The following is a 21,236-nucleotide window of genomic DNA, read 5'->3' on the forward strand; positions in this document are numbered from 1 at the left end:
CGCCTCGACCAACGCTCAAAGCAACCGCGCCGAGGCCCACAACAGCCCGAAACCGTGAATGGCGAAGACGGCCAGCAGCGCGCCGGCCATGGCGAAACGGTCGAAGATGCGGATCGGCTTCAATTCGTGGCGCGGTTTTACCCCGCTACCCACTGTCATCAGGCTGAGGATGGCAAAGACGGCGCCCGCCACCAGCAGAAAGCTTTGGGAAAAGCCGGCCAGCCAGCCAAGCCATAGCAAGGCCGAGAGCAGGGAAAACGAGGCGAGCGCCAGGGCGACCGGCCCCGGGCAGATCTGGCGCAGCACCTGACCGCCGTCGAATTTCCACACCGGCACCAGATTGGCGATGTTGAACAGCGCGGCAAAGCCGGCAAGCGTCGCCAGAAGGGCCGCGGCGAGCCGATGTCCCTCGCCGGATGCGAGCCCGCTGGCGACGATCAGCAGCGGTACCAGGAACGCGGAAAAACCAGCGCCCATCAGCGCCACGAAGGCGACCTCGAAGCGGCTGTCATAAGGCCGGCCGCCAATGGCGATGCCGCCGAGCAGCGGGATAAAGATCATCCGCGCCTTGCGATGACCGGTTAGCCGAAAGGCCGCCATGTGGCCGAGCTCATGCAGGGCAACCACCGAGGTCAGGATCGCGGCCAGCGCCAGGCCGCCGAGATTGAGCCCGAAGAACGGCCAAAGGATGAAAGCCGACAGAACGGCGAAACCGACCTGGCTCAGCGGATGCTCGAACCAGCCGCCCTTGCGATACTGTCCGGTCCTCGCCCAGATCTCCAGCTTGCCGAGCTCGCGGCGCATGGCGAAGTAGCGGAACACCAGGAAGGCGACGCCGCGATAGCGATCGGTCTGACTGAGCGTCACCCGCGTGCCGGCACCTTCCGAGGTGAGTTCGGTGGTCTCATAAAAATCCTTCCAGAACGACGCGTCGAGCGCGGTATCCTCGATGACCCGCATCGAAAAACGACTGCCTTCGACGACGTCCTCGAAGCGCGACCTTCGCTCGATCGGCTGGCCGTCCCGGCCCTCCCAGGACAGCAGGATGCGGGCCGTGCCCTGCCCGTCCAGCGGCTGGGCCGAGAGTATCTCGCCGGACCAGCCGGCATCGCTGCCGAGCGGCCACAGCGCCTGCCAGAGGCGCTGCCGGTCCACCGCAACCACGCGGCTCAGCCGCACCGTGCGCAAACCGAGCGGCGCGGTCATCAGAAGGAAAATCAGTCCGAGATTACCGGCCACGAGAAGGGCCGTCACGATCGGCGACACCTGAGGTTTTTGCTCCCTGTCTTGGCGGGGCAGCCTAGCGTCATGGCGGCAAGAAAGGCTTAACGGCACAGCGCCTTCCTGCCCGCCTAAAACAGTGCGGCGAACCGCAGTTGCATCACATGGCGCCGATCCAGACGGCCATGGAAACCAGAAACGCACTCATGCACACCAACGAAACGACGTCCTGAACAAGATCGCTCATAACTCTCTCCTGTTGTTGCTATGTTCTTATTTTGTTCTAACTTTGTTCGAAAGTCAATGAGCGGAAAGCGGCATGCCGACGAATCCTGACAGCCGGTTTGGGCAGGGTTAACGAAAGGTTGACGGGGTGACGGCAGTGCTGACGCAGGGCGCATCGCATGCCTTTGCGATCGGCCGAGACGCACCAATCACTTCGTCATCCTAGGGCGGAGCAAGGAGCGCAGCGACGCGGCGCAGACGCTAGGATGACGAAGTTGGGGCCTACAACGGAACGACCTTGCCATCCGCCAACGTCACCCGGCGGTCCATGCGCGAGGCGATTTCGTGATTGTGGGTCGCGATCAGCGCGGCAAGGCCGGACTGCTTGACCAGCGCGCCAAGCGCCTCGAAGACATAGGACGCGGTGACCGGGTCGAGATTGCCGGTCGGCTCGTCGGCCAAAAGCAGCAAGGGCGCATTTGCGACCGCGCGAGCAATGGCGACGCGCTGCTGTTCGCCGCCGGACAGCTCCGACGGCCGGTGCGACGCGCGCTTGCCAATCTGCATATAGTCGAGCAGCTGTGCTGCGCGCTCCGACGCCTCCTTGCGCGAAAGCCCTTTGATCAGCTGCGGCATCATGATGTTTTCCAGTGCCGAAAACTCCGGCAGCAGATGATGGAACTGATAGACGAAGCCGACATCGTTGCGGCGGATTGCCGTGCGTTCGTCGTCGGAGAGCCGTCCGCAGGCGCGGCCGGCCAGAATGACGTCACCGGCGTCGGGGCGCTCGAGCAGGCCCGCCGTGTGCAGCAGCGTCGACTTGCCGGTGCCCGACGGCGCCACCAGCGCCACCATCTCGCCGCGCTTCAGCGAAAAGTCGGCGCCGTTCAAAATGGTGAGCTTGCGCGGCCCCTGGACATAGTGCCGCTCGACGCTCTTCAGCTCGATAATGATCTCGGACTTCATTCGTATCTCAAGGCCTCGACCGGATCGAGCCGTGCGGCGCGCCATGCCGGAAACACGGTTGCAAGGAAGGACAGGCCGAGCGCCATCAGGATGACGTAGGTGGTCTCGCGTGGGTCCATCTTTGCCGGCAGTTGGCTGAGGAAATAGAGTTCCGGATTGAACAGCACCTTGCCGGTCATCCAGGAGAAGAACTGGCGGATCGATTCGATGTTGGTGCAGATGAGCACCCCGAGCAGCACGCCGGCGAGCGTGCCGGTTACGCCGATCGCAGCGCCCGTCATCAGGAAGATGCGCAGGATGGCGCCGCGCGAGGCGCCCATTGTGCGCAGGATGGCGATATCGTGGCCCTTGTCCTTCACCAGCATGATCAGGCCGGAGATGATGTTGAGCGCCGCCACCAGCACGATCAGCGTCAGGATCATGAACATGACGTTGCGCTCGACCTGCAGTGCTGAAAAGAACGTCTCGTTGCGCTGGCGCCAGTCGACCATGTCGATCGGCCGTTGCGCCGCCGCATCGACCAGCGGTTTCAGCGCGTCGACATTATCGGGATTGTCGACATAGATCTCGATCGTCTGCGCCCTGCCGTCCATGTTGAAATAGAGCTGCGCTTCGGAAAACGGCATGTAGACGATGGAGCTGTCATATTCCGACATGCCGACCTCGAAGATCGCCGCCACCTTGTAGCCCTTCAGCCGCGGCGTCGTGCCCATCGGCGTGACGTCGCCATCCGGCGATATCAGCGTGATGGTGTCGCCAAGCACAAGGCCGAGATTCTCCGCCATACGCTTGCCGATGGCGACGCCCTCGCCGGAGTCGAAACCGTCAAGCGTGCCTTGTTTGACGTTTTTGGCGACGATGGCGATCTTGCCGAGATCCTCGGCGCGTATGCCGCGCACCAGCGCGCCCATGCCGCCGCCGACATTGCCTTGCGCCAGCACCTGGCCGTCGATCAGCGGGATCGCGTATTTGACGCCGGCCACGCCGTTGATGCGGGCTGCGACCTGCGCATAGTCCTCAAGCGGCGAATCCAGCGGCTGCACGATCAGATGGCCGTTGACGCCGAGGATGCGGGTCAGAAGTTCGGCTCGAAACCCGTTCATGACAGCCATGACGACGATCAGCGTGGCGACGCCTAGCATGATGCCGAGGAAGGAGATCGAGGCGATGACCGAGATCACCGTCTCCTTGCGGCGCGACCGCAAATAACGCCAGGCGACCATGCGTTCGAACATGGAGAACGGGCCGGCGACCGGAGATTTGGCGACCGGAGACTTGCCAACCGGAGACTGGGCTACCGAAGACTTCGCTGCCGCGGCTTCGCTCATGCGGTTGCACCGAAGCGTTTCCTGGCCTCCGCGACCGGCAGCGTCTCGCGCTCGCCGGTCCGGCGGTTCTTGATCTCGATCTCGCCGGCGGCCACGCCGCGCGGCCCGACGATCACCTGCCAGGGCAGGCCGATCAGGTCTGCGGTGGCGAACTTGCCGCCCGGCCGCTGGTCGGTGTCGTCGTAAAGCACATCCTTGCCGGCGCTGGTGAAGGCGGCGTAGAGCTCGCCGCAGACGCGGTCGCACTCGGCGTCGCCGGCCTTCATGTTGATCAGGCCGATGTCGAACGGCGTCACCGCTTCCGGCCAGATGATGCCGTTATCGTCATGGCTGGCCTCGATGATCGCTGCCACCAGCCGCGACGGACCGATACCGTAGGAGCCGCCGGAAACGAAATGATCCTTGCCGTCGGGCCCGGTCACCTTGGCGCCCATGGGCTTGGAATATTTGTCGCCGAAATGAAAGATGTGGCCGACCTCGATGCCGCGTGCCGAGACCCGGTCGGCTTCGCCAAGCTTGTCCCAGGCCGCCTCGTCATGCATCTCGTCGGTGGCGGCGTAAGGCGTCGTCCACGTTTTGACGATGTCGGCGATCTCGCCGTCATTGCCGAAGTCGGTTTTCTCGCCGGGCACCTGGAGCGACAGATATTCGCGGTCGCAATAGACCTGGCTCTCGCCGGTGTCGGCCAGGATGATGAATTCATGGCTGAGATCGCCGCCGATCGGCCCGGTGTCGGCCCGCATCGGAATGGCCTGCAGCCCCATGCGCGTGAACGTCCTGAGATAGGATACGAACATGCGGTTATAGGCGGCCTTCGCGCCCTCGAAATCGAGGTCGAAGGAATAGGCATCCTTCATCAGGAATTCGCGCGAGCGCATGACGCCGAAGCGCGGCCGCACCTCGTCGCGGAACTTCCACTGGATGTGGTAGAGGTTGAGCGGCAAGTCCTTGTAGGACTTGACGTAGGCGCGCACGATCTCGGTGACCACTTCCTCATTGGTCGGACCGTAGAGCATGTCGCGGTCCTGCCGGTCCTTGATGCGCAACATCTCCTTGCCGTAATCGTCATAGCGGCCGCTTTCGCGCCACAGATCGGCCGACTGGATGGTCGGCATCAGGATTTCCAGAGCGCCGGCGCGGTTCTGCTCCTCGCGGATGATGCGGCAGACCTTGTCGAGCACCAGCTTGCCTAGCGGCAGCCAGGAAAAGCTGCCCTGCCCCTGCTGGCGGATCATGCCGGCACGCAGCATCAGCCGGTGCGAGACGATCTCGGCCTCGCGCGGATTTTCTTTCAGGATGGGCAGGAAAAACTGCGACAAACGCATGGACAGGTCCGTGAGAGAGGAGGCTGCGCCGGAATCGGCGCGGCTGGCTTGCTTGCCCCGGCTTCATAGCTATTTCGTGACGGAATGGAAACCCGACCGGCCGCATCGGTCCGAAATCGCAAAAATCGATTCTTCTTCCAAAGACCTTCGCACCGAAAACGATAATGCTTTTGATGCAAAATGATGACCCGGACTCCGAAGTGCTCACACACGCTTTGCGCGTCCGGGCGACGCGGCACACCTGACCAGATTAAGGCGGCAGCCCCGGTGTTGTTCGTTTCGCAAGCAAAGCCTGCCGCACTATTGTGCACTGCAGCACAGATTGCCCGATTGCGGGCAAAATTCTGCGTGACAATTTCATCAGGGTTAGGCTAGTGTGCCCCGATAACCGAGAGGGTGGAGAAAAATCTGCTCTCCTACGCGGTCAAAGTCTTGGGAGGATGCGATCTAGGCGCGGTTACCCGCTGCCGCCGGAAACCGGAAAACAGATCGGAACGCGTTTAAATTGCAAGGCCTTGTGCCTTGCATTTTTTTTGCCCGATCATCTGGTTAGATCAACCTGTTCCCAAATCACGTGAGCTTGCGTCAGCCTGATGCCCAGTCGTGATTCTAATGCGGGTCGGCCATGCCTGGCCGCCGATTGTGCATCGCAGGCTGGCGAGACAAAACCTGAGTTTGGCGCTCCGAAAACAGGCACGAACACCCCACCCGATCTGCCGGCGGGAAAGTGGTTAGTTTGCAGGTGCCTGGCTGGCTTCGGGGATGATATGCGGGACTTCGTCGAGGCTGTAGCCCAGCCCGTGCGTCAGGCTATAGAAAACCCCCATGACGACAGCCGTGACGATGGTGGTGCGGATCACGGCGCGCAGCATATGCGGCCCGCGCGGCGCACTCGCAACCGTGCCCAGCGTCACGTCCTGGTCGTCATCCTGCGTCTTGACGCTGAACGGCAGCACGATGAACAGCATCAGCCACCAGGTGATGAAGAACAGCGCGGCAAACGAAATCCAGCTCATGCCTGCTCCAGTTCGACCAGCGTGCCGAAGAAATCCTTGGGATGCAGGAACAGCACCGGCTTGCCGTGGGCGCCGGTTCTGGGATTGCCGTCGCCCAGCACGCGGGCGCCGCTCGCTTTGAGGTGATCGCGCGCGACAAGGATGTCGTCGACCTCGTAGCAGACATGATGCATGCCACCCGAGGGGTTCTTGTCCAGAAAGGCCGCGATCGGCGACCGTTCGCCCAGCGGCTCCAGGAGTTCGATCTTGGTGTTGCCGACATCGACGAACACCACGGTAACGCCATGCTCGGGCAGCGCTTGCGGCGCGGTGACCTTCGCGCCAAGCGTATCGCGATAGGCCGCAATCGCCGCGGCCAGGTCCGGCACGGCAAGCGCTACATGGTTCAGGCGTCCGAGCATCGATGCTCCGTGGCTAGTGGGTGAATGGTGAATACCAATCTCGATCAGCGCAGCACGTCGACCCTTCACTATTCACTATTCACTATTCACTATTCACTATTCACTATTCACCATCCACTACCTCGTCACAAACACCGTCACCAGCGGCTTCTTGCCCCAGGCCTCGTTGGCTGCGCCGCGCACGGCGCGGCGCACCGCTTCCTGCACCAGATCGAGGTCCTTGCGGCGCTGGCGAGGGATCGAGTCGACCGCGCCGACGGCCGCGTCGAGCATCAGATCTTCCATGTTTTCGCCACGGGCATCGGCCTCGGCGACGCCGATGGCGACCAGATCGGGATCGCCGGCGAGCTCATATTTGTCGTCGAGCACGACATTGACCGCGACATGGCCGGCGAAGGATAGCTTGCGCCGGTCGCGTATGCCCATCGCCTGGTCGGTGCCGATCAGCCTGCCGTCCTTGTAGATGCGGCCGAACGGCACCTGGTCGATGATCGTGGCCGGACCCGGCGCCAGCCGCAGCATGTCGCCGTCGCGCACCTGCGCCACCTGGCCGATGCCGGAGGTCGACATCAGCGACCCCTGCGCCACCAGATGCGCGGCTTCGCCATGCACGGGAACGCCGATCTGCGGCCGCACCCACTCATACATCCTGCGCAATTCGCTGCGGCGGGGATGGCCGGAGACATGCACAAGCGCGTCGCCATCCTCGATGATCTTGATGCCGAGGTCGATGAGGCGGTTCTTGATCTCGAGGATCGCCTTCTCGTTGCCGGGAATGGTGCGTGAGGAAAACACCACCGTGTCGCCGGCCGTCAGCGACACCGATTTCATCTCGTCGCGCGACAGTTTTGCCAGCGCTGCCAGCGCCTCGCCCTGGCTGCCGGTGCAGATGATGACCAGGTTCTCGCGCGGGATGAAGCCGAAATCCTCTTCGGCGATGAACTCCGGCAGCCCGTCCATGTAGCCGAGCTCGCCGGCGACATCGATGACCCGCCTCAGCGAGCGGCCGAGCACCAGGCACTGGCGGCCGGCATCGCGCGCCGCCTTGGCGATCGAAACGATGCGTCCGACATTGGACGAGAAGGTGGTGACGGCGACGCGGCCGACGGCGCTCTGGATGACGCCCCTGAGGCCTTCGCCGACCGCCACTTCCGACGGCGATTCGCCTTCGCGCAGCGCATTGGTGGAATCGCAGACCAGCGCCAGCACGCCCTTGTCGCCATAGGCGCGGAACCGCGCCTCGTCGGTCTTGGGGCCGATCGTCGGTTCCGGATCGATCTTCCAGTCGCCGGTATGGATGACGGTGCCGGCCGGCGAGGTGATCGCCAGCGACATCGGCTCGGGGATCGAGTGCGCCACCGGAATGGCCTCGATCGAGAACGGGCCGACGGTGAATGTCTCGCCTGCCCGGTAGATCGTCACCGGAATTTTCTTCGGCGCGCCCTGCTCGCCCTGGCGCTTGGCATCGAGCAGGCCGGCGCTGAACGGTGTCATCCACACCGGCGCCTTCAGCTTCGGCCAGATGTCGAGCAGCGCCCCGTAATGGTCTTCGTGCGCGTGGGTGATGATGATGCCGCGCAGGCCGGCGAGGTTCTCCTCGATGAAGCGCGTATCGGGCAGGATCAGGTCGACGCCCGGATGCGCCGCGTCGGGAAAGGTCACGCCGACATCGACGACGATCCACTCGCGCGCGCTAGGCGGCCCATAGCCGTAAAGGGCGAAGTTCATGCCGATCTCACCGACGCCGCCGAGCGGCACGAAGACGAGTTCGGCGTTTTGCGCTTTCGCCATCAATTTTCCCTTCCCGGCCCTTGCGACCAGCCCCTAAATCTTTGCCGACGCGACGGCGCCGAAATGCACGTCGCCGGCGGCTACCGTCACAACCGACCCCTCATCATCGCGGATCACGAAACGGCAGTCCGCGTCAATGGTCTCGAAGGTACCGCGCACCACATTCCCGTCAATCCTGACAGCAACCTCGCCGCCAAGCCCCGCCGCGCGCGATAGCCAGCGACGCCGGATGGCGTCGAGCCCGCGTCCGTCATCCCACAGCCGGGCATTGTCCGTCCAGGCATCGGACAGCGCCAAGAACAGCGTTTCGGCGTCGCATGTCGCGCCCAGCGCCTGAAGCGATGTCGCCGGATACGGCAAATCCGGCGGATGCGCCACCACATTGACGCCGATGCCCACCGCCACCGCGAAACGGCCGCCATCGAGAATGGCCGATTCCAGCAGGATGCCGGCCAGCTTGGCGCCGGAGGCCAGCACATCGTTCGGCCATTTCAGCTCGAAGCGGTTCTGCCCCTGGCTGGCGCCGTCGAGGCTGATAGCGATCCTGCCCTTCGGCACCACGGCGTCGAGCGCATCGGCCAGCGACAGGCCGGCGACGAAGCCCAGCGTCGCCGCCAGACGCAACTCACCGCCGGCGATGACCAGCAATGTCGCCGCCAGATTGCCCTCGGGCGATACCCAGGCCCTGCCGCGGCGGCCACGGCCGCTTTCCTGCTTCTTGGAAACGACCCACAATTTGCCGGGGTCGCCTGCCCTTGCATGGTCCAGCGCCAGCGTGTTGGTGGAACCCACACTGTCATGCGCCTCGAGCCGGAACCCTTCCGTCTCAGAGGTCGGAGCCAGCCGAAATGCCATCCGGTCAGAAAAATGTCTTGGCGGCGGCTTCGGCGTAGGTCGCGATCGGACCGCCGATCAGCACATAGAACAGCACGAAAGCGCCGGAGACACCAAGCACGAGGCGCAGCTCAACCGCCATCGGCACGAAGCCACCGGCCGGTTCGTCGAACCACATGATCTTGATGATACGCAGATAGTAGAAAGCGCCCACGACGGAGGCCAGCACGCCGATGATCGCCAGCGCATAGAGGTTGGCGTTGATGGCGGCGAGGAACACGTACCATTTCCCCCAGAAGCCGGCGAGCGGCGGGATGCCGGCCAGCGAGAACATCAGGATGGTCAGGATCGTCGCCATGATCGGATTGGTCGACGACAGACCGGCGAGATCGCTGATCTGCTCGACATTGCCTTCCTTGCGCCGCATGGCGAGGATGAAGGCGAAGGTGCCGAGCGTCATGACGAGATAGATCAGCATGTAGATGGCGACGCCGCGCACGCCGGCCTGGCTGTTGGCGGCAAGGCCGACCAGCGCATACCCCATATGGCCGATCGAGGAGTACGCCATCAGCCGCTTGATGTTGGTCTGGCCGATGGCGGCAAAGGAGCCGAGCGCCATCGATGCGATCGAGATGAAGACGATGATCTGCTGCCAGTCGGAAGCGATCGGCTTGAAGGCGCCCATGGTGACGCGCACGATCAAGGCCATTGCCGCCATTTTGGGAGCGGCCGCCAGGAAGGCGGTGACCGGCGTCGGCGCGCCCTCGTAGACATCGGGCGTCCACATGTGGAACGGCACCGCCGAAATCTTGAAGGCAAGGCCGGCCAAAACGAAGACCAGGCCGACGACGAGACCCAACTGGCGCTCGCCGCTGCCAAGCGCGGAGGCAATTTCCTGGAAGCCTACATTGCCGGTGTAGCCGTAAATGAGGCTGATTCCGTAAAGCAGCATGCCCGACGACAGCGCGCCCAGCACAAAATACTTCAAACCGGCCTCGGTCGAACGCAGATTGTCGCGGTTGATCGCCGCCAGCACGTAGATCGCCAGCGACTGCAGTTCGAGGCCGAGATAGAGCCCGATCATGCCGTTGGCCGAGATCATCAGCATCATACCGAGCGTGCAGAGCAGGATCAGCACCGGGTATTCGAACTTATCGAAATGCTCCTGCCTGGCGAAGCGCATCGACATCACCAGCGTCACCGCCGAACCGATCAGCGACAGCACCTTCATGAAGCGGGAGAACGGATCCTGGATGAAGGCGTTGCCGTAGGCGCTCCCCTGCCCCGTGGGAAAGATCAGCCATAGGCCTGCGATCACCAGCACGGCGACGGCAAGGCCGGTCACCAGAATGGCCGTGTTGGCGCGCGAATAGGCGCCCACCATCAACAGCGCCAGCGCGCCGATGGCGAGGATCAGCTCCGGCGTCGAGAGCGAAAGGCTGGAGTAAAGGTCCGGCGTCATGGTTCGCAAAACCTCTGGTCAGTTCGCCGCCGCGGTCTGCGCGGCGCCGATGGATTCGGTGACATTGGTGACGAGCGCCTTGACCGACTGGGCCGTGGCATCGAAGACGGGAGCGGGATAAACGCCGAAGAAGATGACCAGCACGACCAGCGGGTAGATGATTGCCTTCTCGCGCGTCGACAGATCGAGCAGGCCCTTCAGGCTTTCCTTGGTCAGCGCGCCGAAGATGACCCGGCGGTAGAGCCACAGCGCGTAGGCCGCCGACAGGATGACGCCGGTGGCGGCGAAGAAAGCCACCCAGGTGTTGACCCGGAACACGGCGAGCATGGTCAGGAACTCGCCGACGAAGCCTGACGTGCCGGGCAAGCCGACATTGGCCATGGTAAAGATCAGGAACACGGTTGCGTATTTCGGCATGTTGTTGACCAAGCCGCCATAGGCGTCGATCTCTCGTGTGTGCATGCGGTCGTAAATGACGCCGACGCACAGGAACAGTGCGCCCGAGACGAGGCCGTGGCTCAGCATCTGGAAGATCGCGCCCTGCACGCCTTCCTGGTTCATGGCGAAGATGCCCATGGTGACGAAGCCCATATGGGCGACGGAGGAATAGGCGATCAGCTTCTTCATGTCCTCCTGCATCAGCGCCACCAGCGAGGTGTAGATGATGGCGACGACCGACAGCGTGAACACCAGCGGTGCGAACATTTCCGACGCCAGCGGGAACATCGGCAGGGAGAAGCGCAGGAAGCCGTACCCGCCCATTTTCAACAGGATGCCCGCCAGGATCACCGAGCCCGCCGTCGGCGCTTCGACGTGCGCATCGGGCAGCCAGGTGTGCACCGGCCACATCGGCATCTTCACCGCGAAGGAGGCGAAGAAGGCTAGAAATAGCCATGTCTGCATGTGGGCCGGGAAGTTGTGGGTCAGCAGCGTCGGGATGTCGGTGGTGCCCGCCTGGAAGAACATCGCCATGATGGCGAGCAGCATCAGCACCGAGCCGGCGAGCGTATAGAGGAAGAACTTGAACGAGGCGTAGACGCGGCGCTTGCCGCCCCAGACGCCGATGATGATGAACATCGGGATCAGGCCGGCCTCGAAGAAGACGTAGAACAGCACGATGTCGAGCGCGCAGAACACGCCGATCATCAGCGTTTCCAAGAGCAGGAAGGCGATCATGTAGGCCTTGACCCGCTTGTCGATCGCTTCCCACGACGCCAGGATGCAGAGCGGCATCAGGAACGTCGTCAGGATGACGAACAGCATCGAAATGCCGTCGACGCCCATATGGTAGGAGATGCCGGAATCCAACCAGGCAAACTTCTCGACGAACTGGAAGCCGGCTTGCGAATTGTCGAAGCCGGTCCAGATGAACAGCGAGATGATGAAGGTGGCCGCTGTCGTCGTGAACGCGATGGCGCGGATGTTGCGACGCGCATTCGGGCTGTCATCCCTGATGAACAGGATCAGCAGCACACCTACGAGCGGCAGGAAGGTGACCAGCGAGAGGATTGGCCAGGCGGTCATCAGAGCATCATCCAGGTGACGAGTGCGGCCACGCCGATCAGCATGGCGAAGGCATAGTGATAGAGGTAGCCGGTCTGCAGCTTGACGACGCGGTCGGTGACATCGACGACGCGCGCCGAAATGCCGTCAGGACCGAGCCCGTCGATGATGGTGCCGTCGCCGGTCTTCCACAGGAACCGGCCCAGCGCCTTTGCCGGCCGCACGAACAGGACGTCGTAGAGCTCGTCGAAGTACCATTTGTTGAGCAGGAAGGCATAGAGCAGCCGATGGTTGGCGGCGACGCTCCGGGGCAGTTCCGGCGAGCGGATGTAGAACTTCCAGGCGACGGCAAAGCCGATGACCATGGCGACGAACGGTGCCAGCTCGACCCACAGCAGATCGGAAGAGCACACGTCTGANGGAGTTCAGACGTGTGCTCTTCCGATCTTCGCCCGCGGCTCGCCGTGGAAGGTCATGAAGATCAGCCGCCAGGAGTAGAAGGAGGTGAAGCAGGCGGCGATGACCAGCAGGACAAAAGCGAGGCCGGCGACCGAATTGTGGCCGGCAAAGGCAGCCTCGATGATGGCATCCTTGGAGAAGAAGCCGGCGGTGCCGATGACGGTCACCGGAATGCCGACGCCGGTCAGTGCCAGCGTGCCGATCACCATCATCCAGTAGGTCTTCGGAATGAGCTTCCGCAGGCCGCCCATCTTGCGCATGTCCTGCTCGTCGGAGACGGCATGGATGACCGAGCCCGAGCCCAGGAACAGCAGCGCCTTGAAGAAGGCGTGCGTGAACAGATGGAAAATCGCCGCGCCATAGGCGCCGACGCCGAGCGCCACGAACATGTAGCCGAGCTGCGAGCAGGTCGAATAGGCGATGACGCGCTTGATGTCGTTCTGGACCAGGCCGACGGTCGCCGCGAAGAAGGCGGTGAAGGCGCCGATGAAGGTCACCACGGTCAGCGCCGAATGCGACAGTTCGAACAGCGGCGACAGCCGCGCCAGCATGAACACGCCGGCCGTCACCATGGTGGCGGCATGGATCAGTGCCGAGACCGGGGTCGGGCCCTCCATCGCGTCCGGCAGCCAGGTGTGCAGCGGCACCTGCGCCGACTTGCCCATAGCGCCCATGAACAGCAGCAGGCAGACGATGGTCATGGCTGCCTGCTTGTCCAGCGCGTAGCCGAGGAAGGTCAGCACGGCCGCGCCTTGTGGGGCGCCTTCAGCCGGAATGAACGTCGCGGCATTGGCGAAGATGGTGCCGAGATTGACCGAGCCGAACAAAACGAAGACGCCGAAAATGCCGAGCGCAAAGCCGAAATCGCCGACGCGGTTGACGACGAAGGCCTTGATGGCAGCAGCATTGGCCGACGGCTTCTTGTACCAGAAGCCGATCAGCAAATAGGAGGCGAGACCCACCCCTTCCCAGCCGAAGAACATCTGCACGAGGTTGTCCGCCGTCACCAGCATCAGCATGGCGAAGGTGAACAATGACAGATAGGCGAAGAAGCGCGGCCGGTTCGGATCGTGGTGCATGTAGCCGATTGAATAGATGTGGACCAGCGCCGACACCGTGTTGACCACCACCAGCATGACCACCGTCAGCGTATCGATCCTGAGCGCCCAGGACGCGTCGAGCCCGCCGGATTGGATCCAGCGCAGTACCGGCACGGTGAACACCTCGCCTTCGCCGAAGCCGACGGAGAAGAAGGCGACCCAGGACAGCACGGCCGAGATCACCAGGAAGCCTGAGGTGATATATTCCGATGCCTTGGCGCCGAGCGCATTGCCGAACAGGCCGACAATCAGGAAGCCGAGCAGCGGAAGGAAGACGATCGCTTGATACATGTTAGCCCCGTCAACCCTTCATCTGGTTCACGTCTTCGACCGCGATCGAGCCGCGGTTGCGGAAGAAGACGACGAGAATGGCAAGACCGATGGCCGCTTCGGCGGCCGCGACCGTCAGCACGAACAGGGCAAACACCTGGCCGACGAGATCGCCCAATGCCGCCGAGAAGGCAACGAAATTGATGTTGACCGCCAAAAGGATCAGCTCGATCGACATCAGGATGACGATGATGTTCCTGCGGTTCAGGAAGATGCCGAACACGCCCAGCGTGAACAGGATCGCCGATACGGTCAGGTAATGTGCGATGCCGACGACCATGGCCAGATCAAACCTTTCCCGGCATTTGTTGAATCATTGAACGCGCGGATACGATGGCGTCCAAAAGGCTGTCTATGGCAGAAGGCTCGAAGATAACTGTTGCATCATTCCGGCCTGCCCCCTGAACGTATGTGAAATCTTCGCTCTTGATGTTCAGCGTAAGATTCCCGTCGCGATTCCAGACGAATACCCAGGCCTTTTCAGTCGAATCAACCCGCCAAGAGGCAACCTGCTCTCCCCAGTATTTTTTCTTCAAACGACCGAACATCGTCAGAGCCCCTCGCCCGACTTGACCTTGCGGATTTCCATGCCTGTCGCCGGCGTGCGGCCGACCTGGGCTGCGATCGACTGCCGCTTGATCCCTTCCTTGTGGCGCAGCGTCAGGACGATGGCGCCGATCATGGCGACCAGCAGGATGAGGCCCGAAATCTGGAAGTAGTAGAGGTAGTCGGTATAGAGAATGTCGCCGAGTGCTGCGGTATTTGTCCGCGCGGCAAGATCCGGGATGGGTTTGGAGACCGTCGAGGCCAGTTGCGGCGCGAAGGTGTAGCCGCCGAGCACCACGATCAGCTCGGCCGCCAGGATCAGCCCGACCAGCGCGCCGATCGGCGCATATTGCAGGGCGCCTTCCTTCATCTCGGCGAAGTCGACATCGAGCATCATGACGACGAACAGGAACAGCACCATGACCGCGCCGACATAGACGACAAGCAGGATCATCGCCAGGAACTCGGCGCCGGTCAGCATGAACAGGCCGGCGGCGTTGAAGAAGGTCAGGATCAGGAACAGCACGGAATGCACGGGGTTGCGCGACGAAATGACCATGAAGGCCGACGCCACCGCGACAAAGGCGAAGAGGTAGAAAAAGGCCGCCTCTAGTCCACTCAGCATTGGGGATCCCCCGGGTTCCTGTCCAAACAGGACATCCGTCCTGTTTGATTTCTGCGACCGCCTCCGGCCGGCAAGTTGCGTTGTCCTTAGACGAGGCCCCTCGCCCCGTCCATGCGTCAAATGTCAGCGGTAGGGCGAGTCCAGCGAGATGTTGCGCGCCAGTTCGCGCTCCCAGCGGTCGCCATTCGCCAGCAGCCTGTCCTTGTCGTAGTAAAGCTCTTCGCGCGTCTCCGTCGCGAACTCGAAATTCGGCCCCTCGACGATGGCGTCGACCGGGCAGGCTTCCTGGCAGAAGCCGCAATAGATGCACTTCACCATGTCGATGTCGTAGCGCACGGTGCGGCGCGTGCCGTCATTGCGGCGCGGGCCGGCCTCGATGGTGATCGCCTGCGCCGGACAGATCGCTTCGCACAATTTGCAGGCGATGCAGCGCTCTTCGCCATTGGGGTAACGGCGCAAAGCATGCTCGCCCCGGAAGCGCGGGCTGATCGGCCCCTTTTCGTGCGGATAGTTGATCGTTTCCTTCGGCGCGAAGAACTGGCGCATCGACAGGAAGAAGGCGCTGACGAAATCCTGCAGCAGCAGCGATTTTGCGGCCTGGCCAAAAGCGGACATCACGCAAACCCCGTGATTTTGAGGAAGGCCGCGGTGGCAACGACCATGAACAGGGAGATCGGCAGGAACACTTTCCAGCCCAGCCGCATCAGCTGGTCGTAGCGGTAGCGCGGCACGAAGGCCTTCACCATCGAGAACATGAAGAACATCAGGCAGATCTTGAGCACGAACCAGATCACGCCGGGCACCCAGGTGAAGGGGGCGAAGTCGAAGGGCGGCAGCCAGCCGCCGAGGAACAGGATGGTGGCCAGCGCGCACATCATCACCACGGCGACATATTCGCCGAGGAAGAACAACAGGAACGGCGTCGAGGAGTATTCGACCATATGGCCGGCGACGAGTTCCGACTCGGCTTCCACCAGGTCGAAGGGCGGGCGGTTGGTCTCGGCCAGCGCCGAGATGAAGAAAATGACGAACATCGGGAACAGCGCCAGCCAGTGCCAGTCGAGGAAGCTGTTGGGCAGGCCAAGCTTGGTGCCCAGCCCATCCTGCTGCGACAGCACGATGTCCGACAGGTTGAGCGAGCCGACGCAGAGCAGCACGGTGACGATGACGAAGCCGATCGAGACTTCGTAGGACACCATCTGCGCCGCCGAGCGCAGCGCGCCGAGGAACGGGTATTTCGAGTTGGACGCCCAGCCGCCCATGATCACGCCGTAGACCTCGAGCGAGGAGATGGCGAAGACGTAGAGGATGCCGACATTGACGTTGGCGATCCCCCAGCCGGCATTGACGGGAATGACCGCCCAGGCCGAGATGGCGAGCACCGCCGAGACCAGCGGCGCCAGCAGGAACACGCCCTTGTTGGCGCCGGACGGAATGACCGGTTCCTTGAAGACGAATTTCAGCAGATCGGCGAAAGCCTGCAGCGTGCCCCACGGGCCGACGACGTTCGGGCCGCGGCGCAATTGCACCGCCGCCCAGATCTTGCGGTCGGCGTAAAGCAGGTAGGCAACCCCGATCAGCAAAACGACGATCAGCACGACCGACTTTAAAAGGATGATCAGCGTCGGCAGCACGTAGAAGGAGAAGAAGGTGTCCATGTCTACTCTGCCGCCTGCCTGAAGCCGTTTTTCGCCAGCGCCGAGCATTCCGCCATGACGGCGGAGGCCCGCGCAATCGGGTTGGTCAGATAGAAATCCGTGACCGGCGAGGTGAAAGTGCCCTTGTTCAGCCGCCCGCCGAGCTTCGCCACCCTAGCGACGTCATAGGCATTGCCGGCTTCGACATGATCGATGCGGGCGAGATGCGGGTATTCGCCATAGAGTTTGGCGCGCAACTGCTGCAGCGAATCGAAGGGTAGTTTCTTGCCCAGCACATCGGACAATGCCCTCAGGATCGCCCAGTCTTCGCGCGCGTCGCCCGGCGCGAAGCCCGCGCGGTTGGTCTGCTGCACGCGTCCCTCGGTGTTGACATAGGTGCCGGACTTTTCGGTGTAGGCGGCTCCCGGCAGGATGACATTGGCGCGGTGCGCACCGGCGTCGCCATGCGTTCCGACATAGACGACGAAGGCGCCGCCGGTCTTGGACATGTCGATCTCGTCGGCGCCGAGCAGGAACAGAACCTCGCTCTTACCCAGCATGCCGGCAACGTTCTTGCCGCCCTTGCCAGGCACGAAGCCGACATCGAGACCGCCGACGCGCGCGGCCGCAGTGTGCAGCACGGCAAAGCCGTTCCAGTCGGCGCGGGCAGCGTTGACGGCGGTGGCGAGTTTCGCCGCCTGGCCGAGCACCGCCGCGCCGTCGGCACGCGACAGCGCGCCCTGGCCGACGATGATCAGCGGATGCGTCGCCTTCTTCAGCACCTGGAAGAACTTGCCATTGCCGTCAGCCAGGTCTTTCAGCGACTCCGGACCGGCGCCGAGCTGTTCGTAGTCGTAACGCGTGTCGCCGACCTCGCCGATGACGCCGACCGGCAGATTGCCGATCCTCCAGCGCTTGCGGATGCGGGCATTGAGCACCGAGGCCTCGAAGCGCGGATTGGCGCCGATGATCAGCACCGCGTCGGCCTGCTCGATGCCCTCGATGGTGGGGTTGAAGATGTAGCTGGCGCGGCCGAGCGCGGGATCGAGTGCGGCGCCGTCCTGGCGGCAATCGGTGTTCTTCGAGCCCAACGCAGCCATAAGCTGCTTCAGCGAGTAGATTTCCTCGACGGCGGCAAGATCGCCCGCAATCGCGCCGATTTTCTCGGGCGCCGCATTCGACACCGCATCCCTGATCGCAACGAACGCTTCGGCCCAGCTGGCCGGCGCCAACTTTCCGTCCTTGCGGACATAGGGGCGGTCGAGGCGCTGCGTGCGCAATCCGTCCCAGATGAAGCGGGTCTTGTCGGAAATCCACTCCTCGTTCACCGCCTCATTGACGCGCGGCAGGATGCGCATCACCTCGCGGCCGCGGCTGTCGACGCGGATTGCCGAGCCGACGGCGTCCATGACGTCGATTGATTCTGTCTTGGTCAGCTCCCACGGCCGTGCCTGAAAGGCGAAAGGCTTGGAGGTCAGCGCGCCGACCGGGCAGAGGTCGATGACATTGCCCTGCAGCTCCGAGGTCATGGCGCTTTCGAGATAGGTGGTGATCTCGGCATCCTCGCCGCGGCCGATCAGGCCAAGCTCGGAAATGCCCGCAACTTCCGTGGTGAAGCGAACGCAGCGCGTGCAGTGGATGCAGCGGTTCATAACCGTCTTGACCAATGGGCCGATATACTTGTCTTCGACCGCGCGCTTGTTCTCGTGATAGCGCGAGGAATCGACGCCGAAGGCCATCGCCTGGTCCTGCAGGTCGCATTCGCCGCCCTGGTCGCAGATCGGGCAATCCAGCGGATGGTTGATCAAGAGGAATTCCATCACGCCTTCGCGGGCCTTCTTGACCATCGGCGTGTTGGTGAAGATTTCAGGCGCCTCGCCATTGGGTCCCGGACGGAGGTCGCGCACATTCATGGCGCAGGAGGCCTGCGGCTTCGGCGGCCCGCCCTTCACCTCGATCAGGCACATGCGGCAATTGCCGGCGATCGACAGCCGCTCATGGAAGCAGAAGCGCGGCACTTCCGCGCCGGCGTCCTCGGCTGCCTGCAGCAGCGTGTAGTGGTCGGGTACAGTGATCTCTTTCCCGTCGACCTTGAGCTTTGCCATCAATTGCCCCCGGCGGTCTGCGCCGTCTCATATGCCTGAAACAGATCGCTCAGCCTGATGCCATTGATCATCATGCCGGCGACTTCAGCGTTTTCTATCTTCAGATTGCTCATATTCACATTGCCGAAAAACGCGTTCGAGAGGTTCGCGTCGTCCACCACGGCCGCCGACAGGTCGACGTTGTGAAACTGCGTGTTCGACAAGTTCACATCGTCAAATCTGGAGTTGCTGACGATGGCATTGCGCACATCGAGAACATCGCTCCTGTCGTGGATCTCCATGCCTGCCACCCCTACTTCTTCGCCTTGGCGGCCAGCGTCAGCGCCGCGGCCTGGCGGGTCCACTCGTCGCGGCCGATACGGCCGGTGAGCGACAGGTAGTCCTCGACCCAGGCGATCTCTTCCGGCGCCCAGGCGGCGATCTGGGCAAAGGTCCAGATGCCGAGGCCGTTCAGCACTTTTTCCAGCTTCGGCCCAACGCCGGTGATCGCCTTGAGATCCGACGGCTTGGCCGGACGAGCCACGGCCTTGGGCTGTCTGAAATCCTCCGGCATCAATCCGATCGTCGCGCCTTCGGCGACGGCATCGGTCTTCTCCGGCTCGGCATCGACGGTGCGAGCGGCAATATCGGTCACATCCTGGGCAAAACTCTGCGCCTCGGCGATCAGGGTTCTGGTCGCCGCGCGCGCCTTGGTGGCCGGCGCGGTCTCGGAGAACTCTTGGCTGCGCTGCTCGAAATCGTCGATGATCGGCTGGAAAATCCGCTGCGATGCCTCGGCAGCACCCGACAAGGCGCCTAGCCACACGCCAAAGGCATGGTTGGCAAGGCCGAAGCCCAGCGCCGACATGGCGGCGGCACCCGCGACAGGATGCGCGAGAAGGTTGACGGCGCTGGCCATCTCCTTCGGCATCATCCTTGTCAAATCCTGGTTCATCTTCTCAAGCTGGTCCAAATTGGGCATCAAAGGGTTCGAATAGGGCGCCATAGACATCTCCTGGTCGTTTCTTCGTCAGCCCCGCCCTATATTTCCGTCCGGGGCTTGCGCCCGATTTCAATCTACTCAGCAGCCACCATCACCGGTTCGGCCCGGTGCGCGTTGCGCGAAAACTCGTCGATGCGCCGCTCCACCTCGCCGCGGAAATGCCGCATCAGGCCCTGGATCGGCCATGCCGCGGCATCGCCCAGCGCGCAGATCGTATGACCCTCCACCTGTTTGGTGACGTCGAGCAGCATGTCGATCTCGCGCTTCTGCGCCTCGCCGCGCACCAGCCGCTCCATCACCCGCCACATCCAGCCGGTGCCTTCGCGGCATGGCGTGCACTGGCCGCAGCTCTCATGCTTGTAGAAATAGGAAAGCCTGGCGATCGCCTTCACGATATCGGTCGACTTGTCCATGACGATGACAGCCGCCGTGCCGAGGCCGGATTTCAGGTCGCGCAAAGCATCGAAATCCATCGGCGCATCGATGATCTGCTCGGCCGGCACCAGCGGCACCGAAGCGCCGCCCGGAATGACCGCGAGGAGATTGTCCCAGCCGCCCCGAATGCCGCCGCAATGCGTCTCGATCAGCTCGCGGAACGGGATCGACATCGCCTCCTCGACGGTGCACGGATTGTTGACGTGGCCCGAGATGCAAAACAGCTTGGTGCCGACATTGTTGGGCCGGCCGAAGGACGAGAACCAGGCGGCGCCACGGCGCAAAATGGTCGGCGCCACCGCGATCGACTCGACATTGTTCACGGTTGTCGGACAACCGTACAAGCCGACATTGGCCGGGAATGGCGGCTTCAGCCGGGGCTGGCCCTTCTTGCCTTCGAGGCTTTCCAGAAGTGCTGTTTCCTCGCCGCATATATAGGCGCCGGCGCCGTGATGCATGTAGATGTCGAAATCGTATCCGGACGTGTTGTTCTTGCCGATCAGCCTGGCCTCGTAGGCCTCGTCGATGGCGCGTTGCAGCGCTTCGCGCTCGCGGATGAACTCGCCGCGCACATAGATGTAGGCGGCGACCGCGCCCATGGCGAAGCCGGCGATGAACGAGCCCTCGACCAGCGTGTGCGGATCGTTGCGCAGGATATCGCGGTCCTTGCACGTGCCGGGCTCGGATTCGTCGGCGTTGACAACGAGATAGCTCGGCCTTCCGTCGCTCTGCTTGGGCATGAACGACCATTTCAGCCCGGTCGGGAAGCCGGCGCCGCCACGGCCGCGCAGGCCGGACGCCTTCATCTCGTTGACGATCCACTCTCGCCCCTTGGCGATGATGCCGGGCGTGTTGTCCCAGGCGCCGCGCGCCATCGCGCCGGCCAGCGACTTGTCGAAGAGGCCGTAGATGTTGTTGAAGATGCGGTCTTTGTCGGCCAGCATG

19 protein-coding genes are annotated in these 21,236 nt (G+C 62.9%); all 19 read right to left on the reverse strand.

The annotated features are described in order from the left end of the window. Nucleotides 1–15: 15 nt before the first annotated feature. Nucleotides 16–1,266, reverse strand: coding sequence for a peptidase M50 (locus X756_RS141005; RefSeq protein ID WP_023700369.1), 1,251 nt, complete (start codon nucleotides 1,264–1,266; stop codon nucleotides 16–18). A gap of 462 nt (nucleotides 1,267–1,728) precedes the next feature. Beyond that, nucleotides 1,729–2,412 carry an ABC transporter ATP-binding protein gene (locus X756_RS141000; protein ID WP_023712714.1) on the reverse strand — a complete coding sequence of 228 codons (684 nt, stop codon included), beginning with the start codon at nucleotides 2,410–2,412 and terminating at the stop codon, nucleotides 1,729–1,731. Further along, nucleotides 2,409–3,740, reverse strand: a complete 1,332-nt coding sequence (locus X756_RS140995; RefSeq protein ID WP_023731225.1) for a lipoprotein-releasing ABC transporter permease subunit — start codon at nucleotides 3,738–3,740, stop codon at nucleotides 2,409–2,411. The genes X756_RS141000 and X756_RS140995 overlap by 4 nt, the downstream gene beginning before the upstream one ends. Further along, nucleotides 3,737–5,065, reverse strand: a complete 1,329-nt coding sequence (gene proS / locus X756_RS140990) for a proline--tRNA ligase (protein WP_023670802.1) — start codon at nucleotides 5,063–5,065, stop codon at nucleotides 3,737–3,739. The genes X756_RS140995 and proS overlap by 4 nt, the downstream gene beginning before the upstream one ends. Nucleotides 5,066–5,796: 731 nt before the next feature. Continuing rightward, nucleotides 5,797–6,081 carry a DUF1467 family protein gene (locus X756_RS140980; protein ID WP_023670803.1) on the reverse strand — a complete coding sequence of 95 codons (285 nt, stop codon included), beginning with the start codon at nucleotides 6,079–6,081 and terminating at the stop codon, nucleotides 5,797–5,799. Continuing rightward, nucleotides 6,078–6,482 (reverse strand): methylmalonyl-CoA epimerase, encoded by a 405-nt coding sequence (mce, locus tag X756_RS140975; protein WP_023731227.1) that lies wholly within the window; start codon nucleotides 6,480–6,482, stop codon nucleotides 6,078–6,080. Before mce ends, X756_RS140980 begins: the two co-directional genes overlap by 4 nt. A gap of 117 nt (nucleotides 6,483–6,599) precedes the next feature. Continuing rightward, nucleotides 6,600–8,273, reverse strand: coding sequence for a ribonuclease J (locus tag X756_RS140970; RefSeq protein ID WP_023670805.1), 1,674 nt, complete (start codon nucleotides 8,271–8,273; stop codon nucleotides 6,600–6,602). A 33-nt stretch (nucleotides 8,274–8,306) separates the two neighbouring features. Next, on the reverse strand, nucleotides 8,307–9,128 hold the full coding sequence (locus X756_RS140965) for a biotin--[acetyl-CoA-carboxylase] ligase (RefSeq protein WP_023731228.1): 822 nt from the start codon (nucleotides 9,126–9,128) through the stop codon (nucleotides 8,307–8,309). A gap of 4 nt (nucleotides 9,129–9,132) precedes the next feature. After that, complete coding sequence (nuoN, locus tag X756_RS140960; RefSeq protein ID WP_023731229.1) at nucleotides 9,133–10,569, reverse strand: NADH-quinone oxidoreductase subunit NuoN; 1,437 nt, start codon at nucleotides 10,567–10,569, stop codon at nucleotides 9,133–9,135. Nucleotides 10,570–10,587: 18 nt separating this feature from the next. Then, the gene (locus X756_RS140955; protein ID WP_023731230.1) at nucleotides 10,588–12,093 is read right to left on the reverse strand and encodes an NADH-quinone oxidoreductase subunit M; all 1,506 of its coding nucleotides are present in this window, start codon (nucleotides 12,091–12,093) and stop codon (nucleotides 10,588–10,590) included. Nucleotides 12,094–13,932: 1,839 nt separating this feature from the next. Then, the gene (gene nuoK, locus X756_RS140950; protein ID WP_023670810.1) at nucleotides 13,933–14,241 is read right to left on the reverse strand and encodes an NADH-quinone oxidoreductase subunit NuoK; all 309 of its coding nucleotides are present in this window, start codon (nucleotides 14,239–14,241) and stop codon (nucleotides 13,933–13,935) included. Between the two features lie 7 nt (nucleotides 14,242–14,248). Beyond that, on the reverse strand, nucleotides 14,249–14,509 hold the full coding sequence (locus X756_RS140945; RefSeq protein ID WP_023670811.1) for a hypothetical protein: 261 nt from the start codon (nucleotides 14,507–14,509) through the stop codon (nucleotides 14,249–14,251). A 2-nt stretch (nucleotides 14,510–14,511) separates the two neighbouring features. After that, nucleotides 14,512–15,132 carry an NADH-quinone oxidoreductase subunit J gene (locus X756_RS140940; protein WP_023670812.1) on the reverse strand — a complete coding sequence of 207 codons (621 nt, stop codon included), beginning with the start codon at nucleotides 15,130–15,132 and terminating at the stop codon, nucleotides 14,512–14,514. A gap of 123 nt (nucleotides 15,133–15,255) precedes the next feature. Further along, a complete protein-coding gene (gene nuoI / locus X756_RS140935; protein WP_023731231.1) occupies nucleotides 15,256–15,747 on the reverse strand; it encodes an NADH-quinone oxidoreductase subunit NuoI in 492 nt (163 codons plus the stop codon). Next, entirely contained in the window at nucleotides 15,747–16,790 is a 1,044-nt protein-coding gene (gene nuoH / locus X756_RS140930; RefSeq protein WP_023685202.1) for an NADH-quinone oxidoreductase subunit NuoH, read from the reverse strand. The genes nuoI and nuoH overlap by 1 nt, the downstream gene beginning before the upstream one ends. A gap of 2 nt (nucleotides 16,791–16,792) precedes the next feature. Further along, nucleotides 16,793–18,874, reverse strand: coding sequence for an NADH-quinone oxidoreductase subunit NuoG (nuoG, locus tag X756_RS140925; RefSeq protein WP_023731232.1), 2,082 nt, complete (start codon nucleotides 18,872–18,874; stop codon nucleotides 16,793–16,795). After that, nucleotides 18,874–19,155, reverse strand: coding sequence for a pentapeptide repeat-containing protein (locus tag X756_RS140920; protein ID WP_023731233.1), 282 nt, complete (start codon nucleotides 19,153–19,155; stop codon nucleotides 18,874–18,876). The genes nuoG and X756_RS140920 overlap by 1 nt, the downstream gene beginning before the upstream one ends. Before the next feature lie 11 nt (nucleotides 19,156–19,166). After that, a complete protein-coding gene (locus tag X756_RS140915) occupies nucleotides 19,167–19,859 on the reverse strand; it encodes an NADH-ubiquinone dehydrogenase subunit (protein WP_023731234.1) in 693 nt (230 codons plus the stop codon). 71 nt (nucleotides 19,860–19,930) lie between these two features. Next, complete coding sequence (gene nuoF / locus X756_RS140910; protein ID WP_023670819.1) at nucleotides 19,931–21,235, reverse strand: NADH-quinone oxidoreductase subunit NuoF; 1,305 nt, start codon at nucleotides 21,233–21,235, stop codon at nucleotides 19,931–19,933. Nucleotide 21,236: the final 1 nt, after the last annotated feature.

This window comes from Mesorhizobium sp. LNJC405B00 (assembly GCF_000502615.1).
In the GTDB taxonomy this organism is placed as follows: domain Bacteria; phylum Pseudomonadota; class Alphaproteobacteria; order Rhizobiales; family Rhizobiaceae; genus Mesorhizobium.